General features: G+C 63.5%; 18 protein-coding genes. 8 read left to right on the top strand and 10 right to left on the bottom strand.

Annotated features, from left to right (window positions below; translation table 11 throughout):
* Positions 1 to 16 precede the first annotated feature (16 nt).
* The 5 genes from BMI86_RS15925 (at position 17) to BMI86_RS15905 (ending at position 2,654) form a co-directional block, all read left to right on the top strand.
* Positions 17 to 373, top strand: a complete 357-nt coding sequence (locus BMI86_RS15925; protein WP_078522460.1) for an AtpZ/AtpI family protein — start codon at positions 17 to 19, stop codon at positions 371 to 373.
* Positions 374 to 380: 7 nt separating this feature from the next.
* On the top strand, positions 381 to 1,136 hold the full coding sequence (locus BMI86_RS15920; RefSeq protein ID WP_143594844.1) for a F0F1 ATP synthase subunit A: 756 nt from the start codon (positions 381 to 383) through the stop codon (positions 1,134 to 1,136).
* Positions 1,137 to 1,200: 64 nt separating this feature from the next.
* A complete protein-coding gene (locus BMI86_RS15915; protein WP_038144344.1) occupies positions 1,201 to 1,437 on the top strand; it encodes a F0F1 ATP synthase subunit C in 237 nt (78 codons plus the stop codon).
* Positions 1,438 to 1,528: 91 nt separating this feature from the next.
* Positions 1,529 to 2,092 (top strand): F0F1 ATP synthase subunit B', encoded by a 564-nt coding sequence (locus BMI86_RS15910; protein ID WP_078522462.1) that lies wholly within the window; start codon positions 1,529 to 1,531, stop codon positions 2,090 to 2,092.
* A 4-nt stretch (positions 2,093 to 2,096) separates the two neighbouring features.
* The gene (locus tag BMI86_RS15905; protein WP_078522463.1) at positions 2,097 to 2,654 is read left to right on the top strand and encodes a F0F1 ATP synthase subunit B; all 558 of its coding nucleotides are present in this window, start codon (positions 2,097 to 2,099) and stop codon (positions 2,652 to 2,654) included.
* A gap of 81 nt (positions 2,655 to 2,735) precedes the next feature.
* Here BMI86_RS15905 and BMI86_RS15900 read toward each other — a convergent pair whose 3' ends face one another.
* The 3 genes from BMI86_RS15900 to BMI86_RS15890 form a co-directional block, all read right to left on the bottom strand.
* Positions 2,736 to 3,497 (bottom strand): FCD domain-containing protein, encoded by a 762-nt coding sequence (locus tag BMI86_RS15900; RefSeq protein ID WP_078542263.1) that lies wholly within the window; start codon positions 3,495 to 3,497, stop codon positions 2,736 to 2,738.
* 98 nt (positions 3,498 to 3,595) lie between these two features.
* Positions 3,596 to 4,276: an OmpA family protein gene (locus BMI86_RS15895; protein ID WP_078522465.1), complete on the bottom strand. Its 681-nt coding sequence runs from the start codon at positions 4,274 to 4,276 to the stop codon at positions 3,596 to 3,598.
* A 141-nt stretch (positions 4,277 to 4,417) separates the two neighbouring features.
* Positions 4,418 to 5,272, bottom strand: coding sequence for a methylated-DNA--[protein]-cysteine S-methyltransferase (locus tag BMI86_RS15890; protein ID WP_078542262.1), 855 nt, complete (start codon positions 5,270 to 5,272; stop codon positions 4,418 to 4,420).
* Positions 5,273 to 5,387: 115 nt separating this feature from the next.
* Between BMI86_RS15890 and nth the strand changes: the two genes are divergently transcribed.
* Positions 5,388 to 6,032 carry an endonuclease III gene (gene nth, locus BMI86_RS15885; RefSeq protein ID WP_078542261.1) on the top strand — a complete coding sequence of 215 codons (645 nt, stop codon included), beginning with the start codon at positions 5,388 to 5,390 and terminating at the stop codon, positions 6,030 to 6,032.
* On the top strand, positions 6,029 to 7,015 hold the full coding sequence (locus BMI86_RS15880) for an adenosine kinase (protein ID WP_078542260.1): 987 nt from the start codon (positions 6,029 to 6,031) through the stop codon (positions 7,013 to 7,015). The genes nth and BMI86_RS15880 overlap by 4 nt, the downstream gene beginning before the upstream one ends.
* Before the next feature lie 40 nt (positions 7,016 to 7,055).
* Here BMI86_RS15880 and BMI86_RS15875 read toward each other — a convergent pair whose 3' ends face one another.
* Together BMI86_RS15875 and BMI86_RS15870 are read right to left on the bottom strand one after the other, a co-directional pair.
* Complete coding sequence (locus tag BMI86_RS15875) at positions 7,056 to 7,436, bottom strand: HIT domain-containing protein (RefSeq protein WP_075773907.1); 381 nt, start codon at positions 7,434 to 7,436, stop codon at positions 7,056 to 7,058.
* An 11-nt stretch (positions 7,437 to 7,447) separates the two neighbouring features.
* Positions 7,448 to 9,022, bottom strand: coding sequence for a DUF5928 domain-containing protein (locus BMI86_RS15870; protein ID WP_078542259.1), 1,575 nt, complete (start codon positions 9,020 to 9,022; stop codon positions 7,448 to 7,450).
* Between the two features lie 150 nt (positions 9,023 to 9,172).
* Between BMI86_RS15870 and BMI86_RS15865 the strand changes: the two genes are divergently transcribed.
* The gene (locus tag BMI86_RS15865) at positions 9,173 to 9,991 is read left to right on the top strand and encodes a sulfotransferase family protein (RefSeq protein WP_078542258.1); all 819 of its coding nucleotides are present in this window, start codon (positions 9,173 to 9,175) and stop codon (positions 9,989 to 9,991) included.
* On the opposite strand, the gene BMI86_RS15860 is transcribed toward BMI86_RS15865, so the two are convergent.
* Genes BMI86_RS15860 through uvrC form a run of 5 tightly spaced genes read right to left on the bottom strand, consistent with a single transcriptional unit; the run spans position 9,992 to position 14,251 of the window.
* Positions 9,992 to 10,432, bottom strand: a complete 441-nt coding sequence (locus BMI86_RS15860) for a molybdenum cofactor biosynthesis protein MoaE (RefSeq protein WP_078542257.1) — start codon at positions 10,430 to 10,432, stop codon at positions 9,992 to 9,994.
* A 1-nt stretch (position 10,433) separates the two neighbouring features.
* Complete coding sequence (gene moaD / locus BMI86_RS15855) at positions 10,434 to 10,682, bottom strand: molybdopterin converting factor subunit 1 (protein WP_078542256.1); 249 nt, start codon at positions 10,680 to 10,682, stop codon at positions 10,434 to 10,436.
* Positions 10,675 to 11,304 carry a CDP-diacylglycerol--glycerol-3-phosphate 3-phosphatidyltransferase gene (pgsA, locus tag BMI86_RS15850; protein ID WP_078542255.1) on the bottom strand — a complete coding sequence of 210 codons (630 nt, stop codon included), beginning with the start codon at positions 11,302 to 11,304 and terminating at the stop codon, positions 10,675 to 10,677. Before pgsA ends, moaD begins: the two co-directional genes overlap by 8 nt.
* A 45-nt stretch (positions 11,305 to 11,349) precedes the next feature.
* A complete protein-coding gene (locus BMI86_RS15845; RefSeq protein ID WP_078542254.1) occupies positions 11,350 to 12,408 on the bottom strand; it encodes a lysine-2,3-aminomutase-like protein in 1,059 nt (352 codons plus the stop codon).
* 1 nt (position 12,409) lies between these two features.
* Positions 12,410 to 14,251, bottom strand: coding sequence for an excinuclease ABC subunit UvrC (uvrC, locus tag BMI86_RS15840; RefSeq protein WP_143594843.1), 1,842 nt, complete (start codon positions 14,249 to 14,251; stop codon positions 12,410 to 12,412).
* Between the last annotated feature and the right edge of the window lie 335 nt (positions 14,252 to 14,586).

The following is a 14,586-nucleotide window of genomic DNA, read 5'->3' as shown; positions in this document are numbered from 1 at the left end:
GAGTGGGGGCCGAACCATGCCTGATCACCGCTCCGACGAGCCCGATCCCGAGCGCCTCGCAGCGCTTGAGAAGAAGCTTGCGGCAGTGAGAAAGACGCAAGAACCGCCTCCGCAACGTGCCGATCATCATCTGTCCCAGGCGAATATGGCCTGGCGTATGGTGATCGAAATGGTTTCGGGGCTGGGGATCGGCTTCGGCATCGGATACGGGCTGGATGTGCTTATGGGCACGATGCCTTGGATGATGGTGCTGTTCACGCTTCTCGGGCTCGCGGCCGGGGTGAAGGTGATGCTTCGCTCGGCCAAGGAAATGAACGAAGAGCGTGCGGCCGACATGGCCGATGAAGAGGAAGACGACCGTGGCAACTCTTGAACAGGAAATGCGCAGTGAACTGACCTTCCACCCGATGGATCAGTTTATCGTTAAGCCCCTCTTCGGCGATGGCCCGGTTCACTGGTACACGCCGACCAATGCGACGCTGTGGATGGCGATCGCCGTTCTGGCGATCTTCTTCATGCTCGTCATCGGCACCCGCGGCCGCGCTGTGGTGCCCTCGCGCGCCCAGTCGATCGCGGAGCTGTCCTACGGCTTCATTCACAAGATGGTCGAGGACGTGGCGGGCAAGGACGCGCTGAAGTTCTTCCCCTATATCTTCACGGTCTTCCTGTTCATCGTCTTCTCGAACTTCCTCGGCCTGCTGCCGCGCGGCTTCACCACGACCTCGCATATCGCTGTGACCGGTCTGCTGGCGATCGCCGTGTTCGTTGCGGTGACCGTGATCGGTTTCGCCAAGAACGGCGCGGGCTTCCTGAGCCTGTTCTGGGTGGCCTCGGCGCCGCTGGCGCTGCGCCCGATCCTCGCGATCATCGAGATCATCTCCTACTTCGTGCGCCCCGTCAGCCACTCCATTCGTCTTGCGGGCAACATGATGGCGGGCCACGCGGTTATGAAAGTGTTCGCCGCCTTCGCGCCGCTGATCCTGTTCTCGGGCGTCGGCATCGCCGTCACCCCGCTGTCGATCCTCGCGATCACCGCGATGTACGGGCTCGAAGTTCTCGTGGCCTTCATCCAGGCCTATGTCTTCACGATCCTGACCTGCGTCTATCTGCGCGACGCGCTTCACCCGGCACACTGACCGGATAATGGATCGAACCAGTTCACCAAATTTCTGCCACTTCCAACCTCAAGGAGTTACGACAATGGAAGGCAATATCGTTCAAATGGGTGCTTACATCGGCGCTGGTCTGGCCTGCATGGGCATGGGCGGCTCGGCTATCGGTGTGGGCAACGTTGCCGGCAACTTCCTGTCGGGCGCACTGCGCAACCCCTCGGCGGCCGCTGGCCAGACCGCGACCCTCTTCATCGGCATCGCCTTCGCAGAAGCGCTCGGGATCTTCTCGTTCCTCGTCGCGCTGCTGCTGATGTTCGCCGTCTGATCCAGCACGCTTTTCCTTGAGGGCGGGTGGGCTCATTCGGAGCCCATCCCGTGACCCGCAAGGGGATTTGTGATCAGGGTCGAGGGACGACATGGCAAGCGAAACGCAAAATACAGCGCACGCAGCCGCTGATGCGGCCCAAGGCGCGGCACATACCGCGCAAAAGGCCGGTATGCCGCAGCTCGACTTCTCGAGCTACCCGAACCAGATCTTCTGGCTCGTGGTCGCTCTGGTCGCGATCTACTGGCTGCTGACGCGCATCGCACTGCCCCGGATCGAGGCAGTTCTCGCCGATCGTCAGGGCACGATCGCGGGTGACATCGCCGCGGCCGAAGACTTCAAGCGCAAGGCCGAAGAGGCCGAAGCCGCTTACGAGAAGGCTCTGGCCGAAGCACGCGCTCAGGCGCAGAAGATCGCAGGCGAAACCAAGGCCGAGATCCAAAAGGACCTCGACGCGGCTATCGCCAAGGCAGATGCCGAGATCGCCGCACGCTCCGCGGAATCGGAAGCCCGCATCGCGGAAATCCGCGACGGCGCGCTTGCAGCGGTCGATCAGGTCGCCAAGGACACCGCCGGCGAGATCGTCGCGGCTCTGGGTGGCAATTCGGACGCATCGGCTGTCAACGCGGCTGTCGAACAACGGCTGAAAGGTTAAGACGATGAAGAAACTCTCGCTTCTCCTTCCGTTCGTGGCGGCACAGCCCGCCTTCGCAGCGACGGGCCCGTTCTTCTCGCTTTGGAACACGAACTTCATCGTGACCATCGCCTTCATCATCTTCGTGGGCATCGTGCTCTACGCGAAGGTGCCGGGCATGCTAGGCAAGATGCTCGACAAGCGCGCGACGAATATCCGCTCGGATCTCGACGAAGCGCGCAAGCTGCGTGACGAGGCGCAGGCGGTTCTGGCCAGCTACGAGCGCAAGTCGCGCGAAGTGCAGGGGCAGGCCGACCAGATCGTCGCCGCCGCCAAGCGCGACGCCGAAGCCGCTGCCGAGAAGGCCAAGGAAGACCTGAAGGTCTCGATCGAGCGCCGCCTGAAAGCCGCTGACGAGCAGATCGCCTCGGCCGAGGCGCAGGCTCTGAAAGAGGTCAAGGACCGTGCCGTTTCGGTTGCCGTGGCCGCCGCTGGCGATGTGCTCGCCAAGCAGCTGAGCGCGTCGGACCGTGCCGCGATGATCGACAGCTCGCTTTCGGAAGTCGAACAGCGCCTGAACTGATCTCCCCTAACGGGTGACATTGAAAACCCCGGTCCGATGGGCCGGGGTTTTTCTTTGTCTTGGGGTCCGGGGGATGTGGGCTCAGCGATTATGTTCGAGACGTAAGCGCGCGGTGGCCTCGTTGCGCTCGGCCCGGCGCATCGCCGCCATCTCGACCTCGACGAATTCCATATGGGCCGCGATGGCCTTGCGCGCGGCAGAGGCGTCGCGACGCTGGATCGCATCGTTGATTGCCCGGTGCTGGTCGAGCAGCTTGCTGCGCGTGCCCCGGTTCCGGAACATCATGGAGCGGTTGTAGAACACGCCCTCGGCGAGCAGGTCGAACATCGCGCGCATCATGTGGATCATGATGACGTTGTGGCTCGCCTCGATGATCGCCATGTGGAACTGCGCATCGAGTTGCGCTTCCTGCGTGGGATTGCGCTTGGAATGGGCCGCTTCCATCTGCGAGAACAGCGTCTGGATCACCGCGAGATCGGTGTCCGAGCCGCATTGCGCCGCGCGCTCGGCGGCGAGCCCCTCCATGTCGCGGCGGAACGAGATGTAATCGAACAGCGCCTGATCGTTGCGCGCAAACAGCCGGATCAGGGCAGGCGAGAAGGCGGAATCGAGCACTTCGGCGACATAGATCCCGGCCCCGGCGCGGGTGGTCAGAAGGCCCGACTCCTGCAGTTCCGCGACCGCTTCGCGCAGGCTCGGACGCGAGACGCCAAGGCGTTCGGACAGCTCCCGCTCGGAGGGGAGGCGCTCACCGGGGCGCAGAATGCCCTGCAGGATGAGCTGCTCGATCTGGCGCACGACAGCATTCGCGAGCTTCTCGGATTCGATCTTCTGAAATGGCATGCACCCCTCCATGTGGTAAAGATGTATGACCAGATCGGGTCGCCGGCAATGAAAAAAGGCCGGGTTTCCCCGGCCCTTTTCCCACTCTGACGAGCGGTTTAGTTGTTCGGACGAATGATGAATTCGACCCGGCGGTTCGCCTGACGCCCCTCGGCGGTCAGGTTGCTCGCGATAGGTTGATCCTCGCCGCGGCCCGTCGGGATCACGCGGTAGCTCGGGACGCCGCCATTGATCAGGACATTGGCCACAGACTGCGCGCGCTGACGCGACAGGCGCATGTTGTAGGCCGCATCGCCGGTGTTGTCGGTATGGCCGACGACTTCGACGGTGGTGTCCGGATAGCGGTTGAGGCTGCCTGCGAGCGTGTACAGGTCGCGCTGCAGATCGGGGCGCACGGCCGCGCTGTCGGTCGCGAAGAGCACGTCTTGCGGCATCGTCACGATCAGCTGGTTGCCCTGACGCACGACGCTGACGCCGTTGGTGGTCAGGTCGCGACGCAGTTCTTGCGCCTGGCGGTCGAGCTGCGAACCGATCGCGCCGCCGATCACGCCGCCGACGATCGCGCCGGCTGCGGCTTTGGTCAGCTTTTCGTCGCCTTTGCTTTTCGCGCCGAGGGCGCCGCCGATCAGCGCACCGGTGATCGCGCCGGCATTACGGTTTGCGTTCGGGCTTTGGTCGGGGTTGTTCGCCCCGGTGTAGCCGCCCGGCACACAAGCGGTAAGCGCCATCGCAGCGGCGGCGCTCAGAAGAATGGTTTTGGTCTTGAGAACGGTGGTCATGTTCTGTCTCTGCCTTCTCTGGTCGCCCCATGTCTCGAGGCTTGCCGGAAGATACGCGTAAAATTCGCGCAGGTTCCATGCCCTTTTCGTGAAGCGCGGAAATCCGCGCATCATCTGGCGGTAGAAGCGGCGGAGGGACGCTCAATCGGCCTCTGCGCGGGCCCCTTCCCAGCCGAGAATTGCGCGTTTGACGCCCAGACCCCAGTGATAGCCGCCCAATCCGCCCGATTTGCGCAGGGCGCGGTGGCAGGGAATCAGGAAGGAGATCGGGTTGCGGCCCACGGCGGTACCCACGGCGCGCACGGCCTTGGGGTTGCCGATCGCCTCGGCGATGTCGGAATAGGTGGTGACCTGCCCCGAAGGGATCGAGAGCAGCGCCTCCCAGACCTTGATCTGGAACGGCGCGCCGATCAGCGTCAGCTTCGCCTCGCCGTGGCGGCTGAAGGCGGCCTCGACCCAAGGACGCAGCGGCTCGGGGTCTTCGATGAAGCGGGCGTCCGGCCAGCGGCGGGCGAGGTCGGCGAAGGCTTCTTGCTCGCCCATCTCGGCGGTGAAGCCCATGCCGCAGAGCCCCTGATCGGTGCCCATCGCGATCACCGGACCGAAGGGGCTGTCGAACCGTCCCCAGCGGATTGCGACGCCGTCGCCGCCGCGGGCAAATGCGCCGGGCGTCATCGCCTCCCAGCGCAGCACCAGATCGTGCAGCCGGCCCGTGCCGGATAGCCCCGCACGGTCGGCCACCTCGTCGAGCGGCAGGCGCTGGCTCAGCAATTCGCGCACGAAGTCGAGCGTCAGATATTGCTGGTAGCGTTTCGGCGAAACTCCGACCCAGGCCGAGAACAGCCGCTGGAAATGCGCGGGGCTCATCGAGAGCCGCGCCGAGATCGCCTCGAGCGTCAGCAACTCGCCCGCCGCTTGTGCTGCGTCGATCTCGGCCAGCGCGCGGGCGATGACCTGATAGTGGTAGCTCTCGGCAATGTCGCTGTGGTCGTTCATCACGCACCTCTTGGGCTTTTCCCGATCCTAGGGCGCGGGCTTCAGGCGCGCGACCCGAAAGCTGCGGTTTGCGCGCGGCCTTGCCCTTCGCGCGCGTGGCGGGCATTAGGAAAGCATGGCCAAGCAATTCGATTATGCCACGATGAAAGAGGTCTTCGCGCGGTTCGAAGCCTCCGAGCCTCATCCCAAGGGGGAGCTCGAGCACGTCAACGCCTATACGCTGGTGGTGGCCGTGGCGCTATCCGCGCAGGCGACCGATGCGGGCGTGAACAAGGCGACGCGGAAGCTTTTCGCCGTGGCCGACACGCCCGAGAAGATGCTGGAGCTGGGCCTTGAGGGCGTAACCGAGCATATCAAGACGATCGGTCTGTTCCGGCAGAAGGCGAAGAACGTCATCAAGCTGAGCCAGATCCTCGTCGATCAGTATGACGGCGAAGTGCCGTCCTCTCGCGCGGCACTGCAATCGCTGCCGGGCGTGGGGCGCAAGACCGCGAATGTCGTGCTGAACATGTGGTTCGGCCATCCCGCGCAGGCGGTCGATACGCATATCTTCCGCGTCGGCAATCGCAGTGGCATCTGTCCGGGCAAGGATGTCGACGCGGTCGAGCGCGCCATAGAAGACAACGTGCCCGTCGAATACCAGCGCCACGCCCATCACTGGCTGATCCTGCACGGTCGCTATATCTGCGTGGCGCGCAAACCCAAATGTCAGGCCTGTCCGATCAAGGATCTGTGCCAGTTTGAGGAGAAAAACCTTTGAAACAGTATCAGGTCGTCGGCATCGGCAATGCCGTCGTGGACGTGATCGCGCAATGCGACGACAGCTTTCTCGAGCATATGGGCATCGAGAAAGGCATCATGCAGCTGATCGAGCGTGAGCGCGGCGAGACGCTCTACGGTGCGATGAAAGAGCGCACGCAGGCACCGGGCGGCTCGGTGGGCAACACGATCGCGGGGCTGGGCAATCTCGGGCTCACGACGGCCTTTATCGGCCGGGTGCGCGACGACACGCTGGGGCGCTTCTACGAGGCGGCTCTGCATGGCGAGGGCACGGATTTCCCAAACCCGCCGGTCAAGGATGGCGAACTGCCGACCTCGCGTTCGATGATCTTCGTGACGCCCGACGGCGAGCGCTCGATGAACACCTATCTGGGGATCTCGGCGGAGGTCTCGACCGAGGATGTCAGCCTCGACGTGGTGGAGAACACGCAGATCCTGTTCCTCGAAGGCTATCTCTTCGACAAGGATCACGGGAAGGCTGCGTTCCTGAAGGCGGCGCAGGGCTGTCACCGGGGCGGCGGCAAGGCCGGGATCGCGCTGTCGGACCCGTTCTGCGTCGACCGTCACCGCGATGATTTCCGCCGTCTGGTGCGCGACCAGATGGATTACGTGATCGGCAACCAGCACGAATGGGAATCGCTCTACCAGACCGATCTGGATGCGGCGCTGAAACAGGCTGCCGAGGAATGCGAGCTGGTGGTTTGCACGCGCTCGGGCGACGACGTGATCCTGATCCGTGGCGAGGAACGTGCGACGGTCCCGGTCAAGCGCGTCGTGCCGGTCGATGCGACGGGCGCGGGCGATCAGTTCGCGGCCGGCTTCCTCTACGGCTACGCGACGGGGCAGAGCCTCGAGACGGCGGGCAAGATGGGCTGTGCTGCGGCGGCCGAGGTGATCGGCCATTACGGCGCACGGCCCGAGATCGATGTGAAGGCGCTGTTTGCAGAGCGCGGGCTCATCTGAGCCTGTCTGGCGCGCCCGGGATAAGGGCGCGCCGCCAGCCTTAACGCATCAGCAGCATCGGCCCGAGCGGGCGACCTGCGAGAATGTGCAGGTGGTAATGCGGCACTTCCTGCACGCCGTTCTCGCCCGCATTGGTGATGCCGCGATAACCCTCGCCGCCTTCGCCCGGGCTCGCGCCGGTCATCTTGCAGACCTCGGCCACGGTGCGGTGGAAATCGACGATCTCGGCATCGCTGGCTTCAGCGCAGAAATGATCGAGCGCGACATAGGCGCCTTTCGGGATCACGAGGACATGCTCGGGCGCTTTCGGGGCGATGTCGCGGAAGGCCAGCGTATGCTCGGTCTCCAGAACGGTGTCGTTTGGGATCTCGCCGCGCAGGATCTTGGCGAAGATGTTCTGGTCGTCATAAGTATAGGCCATGGCCTCTCTCCTCAGTCGCGGAAGATGTAGTCGAGTTCGGCCAATTCCTGCGCCATATCGGAGGGGATGTCGAGCGCATGGGCCAGCGCACGGGCGTTGTCCTCGATCTCGCCGCCCTCGCGCATGAGCGCGTAATTCTCGAACTCGGCATCGCGGAGCCGTTCGGACTCGTGGTGCAGATCGGCGCGGATCGTCGGCAGCATCTGCTCCACCACCTGCGGCGGCGTATGCTGCCCGGCAAGGCCGACGCGCTGCGCGTGCCCCTTGAGATAGTCGTTGGAGAACTGACACTCGATCTCGAGGATGCGGGTCTGGCATTTGTCGCGGGTGAAATCCTCGATCACGTCCAGTTCGGCGGGATCGACGCAGATCACCATGCGGTCGGCGTTCTCGTGGTCGAAGACCATCCGCATCAGCGCGCGGCGGTGACGGTTGCGCTTTTCCGGGCTGGTCTCGATGCCGCCGAGATCGGGCAGGGGGCCCATCTCGTTGAAGACGTAATCGAGCGCCGGGATCGAGGAGCGTTTGCGGAACTCGGCCACCAGCCGTTTCGCGACATGCCATTTCTTGCACAGGATCAGGGTCAGCGTGCGCTCGCGGCCCAAGGTCGCCTCCGCCTCCCAGAACCGCGGTGCGAAGCGACGGCCAATGCGGCCGCGCCCGGTGAGGAAGCGATGCAGCGCGCGGCCCTCGTTCGAGACGGCGAACTCGACGCCCTCGCGGGTCCACAACTCGCCCAGACGCTGCTTCAGTTCACGCGCCTCGGGGCTGATCTTGCGCGCGAAGAGGTAATCCTGCGCCAGAAGCAGATCGTAATGGTCGTTGTAGAAATTCGCGGGCATCCCGTAATCGGTGAACATCAGGAAGGTCAGCGTCCGGGTGCGGATCTCTGTCTCGGGGATCAGGTGATGGACGATGGTCTGAAAGAAGGTCTCGTCGGGGATCCAGGTCGTGCGGAAGAACCGCATCACATCGGGCCGCGCCTTGATGAAATCGAGCACCTGCTCCATCGTGCGCCTGCGCAGGCACCACCATTGCGAGCCGATCATCATCTGCAGATCGCTCGGCACCTCGCGCGACAGCTTCAGCTGCTTTTGCAGGTTATAGGCGAGGTAGAACCGCTTGGGCTGATTGCGCTCGTTGAACCAGTGGCGATAGACCAGCCGATCTTCCTTCATCCCCGTCTTGATCCAGCCCGACGAAAAGAAGTCGAAGCTTTCGATATAATCGACCTCTTCCGCATCGAGGAAGTTATGGGCGTATTCGGCCGATTTGATCTGCATGCAATCGCCCGAGAGCATGTAGAAATGCGTGGCGCGCGGGAAATCGGCGACGGCGGCTTTCACGGCTTCTAGCGTCGCGGCGACGAGGCTCCATTCGCCCCAGCCGCATTTGACGCGCTTTTTCGCGAAGGTGACATTGGGATTGGCATCGAGCGCGCTGCGCAGCTTGCGGTAATGTTCGGGCTTGGCGCGCGCGTCGAAATGGATCGCCACATAATCGCCCGTCTGCGTCAGCCGTTCCGCCTGCGCGATGATCCCGTCAGGATCCTTATGGGTCAGAAGAATAAAGGCGATTCGGGCCATACGGGAAACGATGCGATGTCACTTGCTGGTATTATCCGACTTGTTAGCCGGAATGAGCGTTGAAAAGACAGGACTTCTTTGCTCTTTACTCGATATTTATTATGTCTGCGTTACCCGGTCACGGGTATGCGACCTTCTGGAGGGCTTTGAATGGGATTTCCCGGTACCTGGATGACCGAGAGCGAAAGCATGGTGTATCGCGTCGTGCCGAAATGCGCCTGCTCCTCCATCGGGCAGATCATGTTCTATTCGGATCACGGGAAATTCTTCGACGGCGACATCCACGATTCCAAGGCCGGGCTGCACAAGTGGTCGCAGGACGAAAGCCAGCAGCCGATCACCGAGAACGTGGTGGCCCACAAAAGCTACGCCTTCACATGCGTGCGCAATCCCTATCAGCGCATCCTGTCGTCCTTCTTCGATAAGATCGCGGGCATCCAGCGCAACGGCAAACGCTATCGCGGCAAGCTGGTGCCGCAGCTGATCCAGAAATACGGGATCGAGGTCGGCTCGCCCGAGGATAATTTCGATTTCGACCAGATCGCCTCGTTCCGCCGCTTCCTTCTGTTTGCGCGCGACACGATCCGCTGGCGCCGCCCGATGGAGCCGGACATTCACTGGTCGGCTATGTCGGGCCATATCTCGACCTTCATCGTCAACGGCGGGCGCTACGACAACATCTTCTTCACCGAGAAGTTCAACGAGGGGATGCAGTCGGTGCTCGACGCGGTCGAGACGCCGGTGAAAGTCGATCTGGCCAAGGTGCCGCGGTTCAACGAATCCGAAGGGCATGGGCCGAAGCGCGCGCATAAGGTGAGCGACTATTTCGACGACCTGTCGCGCCACCTGATCTGGGAAATCTACAAGAAGGATTTCCAGCTGTTCCAATATGATTTCGACGATCCGGACAACAAGCTGCCGATCGGAGAGGTCGATCTGGACGAGGTGCACGCCAAGCTGGGCGACTGATCACCAGCGTTTCAGCGCGTCCTCGTCTTCATCCTTCGCGGCGACCCAGGAGGTGCCCTCGGGGCCGTGTTCCTTCTTCCAGAAGGGTGCGCGGGATTTCAGGTAGTCCATCAGAAACTCGGCGGCTTCAAACGCTGCGACGCGGTGGCGTGCGGCGGTGGCGACCATCATGATCTGCTCGCCCACGCCCAGCCGTCCGTGGCGGTGGATGACGGTCACATCTAACAGGGACCAACGCTCGACCGCCTGATCCACGATGCCAGCGATCGCGCGTTCGGTCATGCCAGGGTAATGCTCCAGCTCCAGCGCCTCCATCGCGCCGGTGTCGTCGCGCACGATGCCGGTGAAGCTGACGACGGCCCCGACATCCGCGCGGCCCGTGCCGAAATCGGCAAGCTCTGCGCCCAGATCGAAGGGCTCGGCCTGAACGGAGACCTTCATCTCAGCCCCCCGTCATTGGCGGGAAGAAAGCCACCTCGCGCACGCCAGCTAGGGGCGCATCGAACTCCGCCAGATCCTGATCGAGCGCGACGCGCAGCGCGGAAATATCGGCAAAAGCCGCCTCGTAGCGCGGCTCGCGCGCCTTCAGCTCCTCGACCAGATCGGCCACGGTCGCGGCCTGCGTCTCGACCTTCTCGCGCGGCAGGCCGATCCGCTCGCGGACCCAAGCGAAATAGAGCACGTCAATCATGGCTCGGCTCCTTCAGATAGGGCAGGGCCTTGCGGAAATAATCCCAGCCGGTGATCGCGGTCAGAACGGCGGCGATCCAGATCAGCGCGAGGCCGACATGGGTCGCGAAATCGGCAGGCGTGGCGCCCAAGCGGATATCGCCTTCACCGGCGCGCGGGGCCTGACCCTGTTCGAGATAGGCGAGCCCGGTGCCGAGGAACAGCACGGCGATCGCCACCATCTGCGCGGTGGTCTTCCATTTGGCGAGCTTCGTGACCCGCAGCCGCCCGGCATCCGCGCCGAGGAATTCGCGCAGCCCCGAGACGAAGACCTCGCGGAACAGGATCACGGTGGCGGGCAGGATCAGCCACGGGTTCATGCCCGAATAACCGGTCAGCACCACCAGCGCGATCACCACCATCGCCTTGTCGGCGATCGGATCGAGCATCGCGCCGAAGCGGCTCTCCTGTTTCCACGCCCGGGCAAGGTAGCCATCGAACCAGTCGGTGACCGCCGCGCTGATGAACAGCGCAAGCGCCAGCCAGTCGGCCCAGGGGCGGGAAAAATAAAGGAACAAGACCGCCACACCGGGGGCAGCCAAGAGCCTGAGCACGGTCAGGATATTGGGAAGGGTCCATTTCATGGGAGGCAACCTAGCTGCGTGGTTCGCAAAGCGGAAGAGGGCGCGTTAACGGGTCGCGGGATCGCGATATGCATGCACCGTCCCATTGCGGTCGGTAACGCGCCAGTCTCCGGGGCCGTCGCCTGGTGTGAAGTGGTCCGAGGTGATCGGGACCTTGCCGTGGCCGCCGGGGATGTCGAGCACGTAGGTCGGCAGCATCGTGCCCGAGCAGCGGCGGCGCAGCTCGGCCATCAGCGCGCGCCCTTCCGCGATGGTGGTGCGGAAATGCGAGGTGCCGCGGGCGAGATCGCAATGGTGCAGGTAATAGGGTTTGACCCGCAGCTTGGTGAGGGCGCGGAACAGCGCCTCCAGCGCGTCGGCGCTCGCGTTGACGCCGCGCAGTAGCACCGTTTGCGACAGCATCGGGATGCCGCGATCCACCAGCCGCGCGATGGCTTCGCGGGCGGCGGGCGTCAGTTCCTGCGCGTGATTGGTGTGCAGCACGATCCACGCGGTCGGTGCGGCGTGGAGGAGGGCGCAAAGCTGTTCGGTGATCCGCTCGGGGGCGACGACCGGCACGCGGGTATGCAGCCGGATCTGGTCGAGATGCGCGATTGCGGAGAGGCGGTCGAGCACCGCGCCCAGCCTGCGCGTCGAGAGCGTCAGCGGATCGCCTCCGGTCAGGATCACTTCGCGAATGGCCGGGGTTGCCGCGATATAATCGAGCGCCTGCGTCAATTGGTCTTCCGGCAGCGGCCCGGTTTCGCCCACCGTCTCGCGGCGGAAGCAGAAGCGGCAATAGACGTCGCAGGTCTTGGTGATGTGCAGGATCACCCGGTCAGGATAGCGATGCGTCAGTCCCGGAGCTGGGGAGTGCGCGTCGTCGCCGATCGGATCTTCCAGCTCTTCGGGGCGTGTGACCAGCTCCGCCGCCGAGGGCACGAATTGCGCGGCGACCGGGTCGGTCGGATCGGCAATCGCCCCGCGCATCTCGGGTGTCACGCGGATGCGGAACTCTTCGGCTACGCGCTCGAGATCGGCGCGCGTAGCCGAGGAGGTCAGCCCGTCGCGTTCGAGATCGGCCACGCGGGTCAGCGCGCGGGGGGGGCGGCTGTGATCGGTCATCTCAGCCCTTCTCGTTGAAGAAATTGTGGATCGTCTCGGCCATCGCCTCGGAGATACCGTCGACCTCCATCAGGTCGATCGGCGCCGCACGGCTGACCGCCTTGGCGGAGCCGAAATGCGCAAGCAGCGCACGTTTGCGGGCCGCCCCGATGCCCGGGACTTCATCCAGCGGGTTCGCCATCTGCGCTTTGGCGCGTTTCGCGCGGTGGGTGCCGATGGCCCAGCGGTGCGCCTCGTCGCGCAGGCGCTGGATGTAATAGAGCACGGGCGACTGCCGGGGCAGGGCGATGGGGCGCTGACCGGTGCGGTGGAATTCTTCCTTGCCGTGGTCGCGGTCCACGCCTTTCGCGACACCGACCATCGCGACATCGCTCACGCCCATCTCGTCCATGATCTCGCGCACCGCCGAGACCTGCCCGGCGCCCCCGTCGATCAGCAGCAGGTCGGGCCAAGCCTCGGATTTCCGCTCCGGGTCTTCCTTCAGCAACCGGGTGAAGCGGCGCGTCAGCACCTCTTTCATCATCCCGAAATCGTCGCCCGGCGTCAGGTCCGCGTTCTTGATGTTGAACTTGCGATACTGGCTTTTGATGAAGCCCTCGGGCCCCGCGACGATCATCCCCCCCACGGCATGCGCGCCCTGAATATGCGAGTTGTCGTAGACCTCGATGCGCTCGGGCGGCTTCTTCAGCCCGAAGGCCTCGGCGACGCCCGCCAGCAGTTTCGCCTGCGCGGCAGATTCTGACATCTTCCGACCAAGGCTCTCACGGGCATTGCGCGCGGCATTCTCGACCAGCTCGGCCTTTTCGCCGCGCTGAGGGACGGTGATCTCGACGCGGCGCTCGGCGCGTTCCGAGAGGAATTCGCTTACCAGTTCCTCATCCTCGACCGGGTGCGACAGCAGGATCAGCTTCGGCGGCGGACGGTTCGTGTAGAACTGCGCGATGAAGGCCTGCAGGATTTCGGGCGCTTCGGCGCCGGAGCCGGTCTTGGGATAGAAGTCGTGATTGCCCCAGCTCTGGTTCGCGCGGATGAAGAAGACCTGCACACAGGCCTGCCCGCCCTCCTGATGGAGCGCGATCACGTCGGCCTCGGCGGTGCTGCGCGGGTTGATCCCCTGGCTTTGCTGCACATTGGTCAGCGCCTTGATCCGGTCGCGGAGCGCGGCGGCGCGCTCGAATTCCATATCGTCGGAGGCTTGCTGCATCTGCTCCGCCAACTCGCGCTGGATCGTGGTGGACTTGCCTTGCAGGAACCGCTTCGCATCGTCGACCAGCGCTGCGTAATCCTCCTCGGAGATCTTGCCGACGCAGGGCCCCGAGCACCGCTTGATCTGATATTGCAGGCAGGGGCGCGTGCGGGTCTCGAACATCGAATCCGAGCAGTTGCGCAGCAGGAAGACCCGCTCCAGCTGGTTCAGCGTGCGGTTCACCGCGCTCGCGCTTGCGAAGGGGCCGAAGTAATGCCCTTTCTCTTTGCGCGCGCCGCGATGCTTCTTGATCATCGGATAGGGGTGGTCCGTCGCGATGAGGATATTGGGAAAGCTTTTGTCGTCGCGCGCGAGCACGTTGTAGCGCGGTTTGAGCTGCTTGATCAGGTTCTGCTCGAGCAGCAGCGCCTCGGTCTCGGTCCGTGTCGTGAGGAACATCATCGAGGCGGTCTCATGGATCATCCGGGCGATCCGCGCCGAGTGCCCCGAGGGGCGTGCATAGTTCGAAACGCGCGCCTTCAGGTTGCGCGCCTTGCCGACGTAAAGCACCTCGCCCTTCGCGTTCAGCATCCGATAGACGCCCGGCGAGCCGTCGAGACGCTTGAGGTAATCCGCGATCAGCGCATGGCCCGTCATCCCGTGTTGCGGGCGCGTGGCCGCCGGGGGATCGAGGGCGTCGTTGCTGTTTACATCGTCATTCATGAGCAGGCTTCGATTCTCCCCTGTGGCTGCAACCTCGCGAAGACGTTTTCAAGGAAAAACATGTCCACGAAATTTGGGGATAACTCTGTTGGCAAACATGTGGGACCGTGGGTTCCGACCTTAATATAAGGGTTGATAGAGTGTTTGCTCATTTTTTGAGCAAGTTACGAGTGCGTTGATTTCATTGATAAATTTTTCGCACACTCGCCAAGCTATTGAAAGGATTACTACTTTTGTGACGGTACTGTTACAAGCCGCCGCGCAGTGCA

Origin of the sequence: Thioclava sp. DLFJ5-1 (assembly GCF_002020115.1) — a bacterium.
Taxonomy (GTDB): domain Bacteria; phylum Pseudomonadota; class Alphaproteobacteria; order Rhodobacterales; family Rhodobacteraceae; genus Thioclava; species Thioclava sediminum.
This window is presented reverse-complemented; position numbering and strand designations above follow the sequence as displayed.

Bases quoted from the DNA above. Each gene is read 5' to 3' on its own strand.
- BMI86_RS15925 (WP_078522460.1), top strand. From the start codon at position 17: ATGCCTGATCACCGCTCCGACGAGCCCGATCCCGAGCGCCTCGCAGCG.
- BMI86_RS15920 (WP_143594844.1), top strand. From the start codon at position 381: ATGCGCAGTGAACTGACCTTCCACCCGATGGATCAGTTTATCGTTAAG.
- BMI86_RS15915 (WP_038144344.1), top strand. From the start codon at position 1,201: ATGGAAGGCAATATCGTTCAAATGGGTGCTTACATCGGCGCTGGTCTG.
- BMI86_RS15910 (WP_078522462.1), top strand. From the start codon at position 1,529: ATGGCAAGCGAAACGCAAAATACAGCGCACGCAGCCGCTGATGCGGCC.
- BMI86_RS15905 (WP_078522463.1), top strand. From the start codon at position 2,097: ATGAAGAAACTCTCGCTTCTCCTTCCGTTCGTGGCGGCACAGCCCGCC.
- BMI86_RS15900 (WP_078542263.1), bottom strand. From the start codon at position 3,497: ATGCCATTTCAGAAGATCGAATCCGAGAAGCTCGCGAATGCTGTCGTG.
- BMI86_RS15895 (WP_078522465.1), bottom strand. From the start codon at position 4,276: ATGACCACCGTTCTCAAGACCAAAACCATTCTTCTGAGCGCCGCCGCT.
- BMI86_RS15890 (WP_078542262.1), bottom strand. From the start codon at position 5,272: ATGAACGACCACAGCGACATTGCCGAGAGCTACCACTATCAGGTCATC.
- nth (WP_078542261.1), top strand. From the start codon at position 5,388: ATGGCCAAGCAATTCGATTATGCCACGATGAAAGAGGTCTTCGCGCGG.
- BMI86_RS15875 (WP_075773907.1), bottom strand. From the start codon at position 7,436: ATGGCCTATACTTATGACGACCAGAACATCTTCGCCAAGATCCTGCGC.
- BMI86_RS15870 (WP_078542259.1), bottom strand. From the start codon at position 9,022: ATGGCCCGAATCGCCTTTATTCTTCTGACCCATAAGGATCCTGACGGG.
- BMI86_RS15865 (WP_078542258.1), top strand. From the start codon at position 9,173: ATGGGATTTCCCGGTACCTGGATGACCGAGAGCGAAAGCATGGTGTAT.
- BMI86_RS15860 (WP_078542257.1), bottom strand. From the start codon at position 10,432: ATGAAGGTCTCCGTTCAGGCCGAGCCCTTCGATCTGGGCGCAGAGCTT.
- moaD (WP_078542256.1), bottom strand. From the start codon at position 10,682: ATGATTGACGTGCTCTATTTCGCTTGGGTCCGCGAGCGGATCGGCCTG.
- pgsA (WP_078542255.1), bottom strand. From the start codon at position 11,304: ATGAAATGGACCCTTCCCAATATCCTGACCGTGCTCAGGCTCTTGGCT.
- BMI86_RS15845 (WP_078542254.1), bottom strand. From the start codon at position 12,408: ATGACCGATCACAGCCGCCCCCCCCGCGCGCTGACCCGCGTGGCCGAT.
- uvrC (WP_143594843.1), bottom strand. From the start codon at position 14,251: ATGACGGGCCATGCGCTGATCGCGGATTACCTCAAGCGTCTCGACGGC.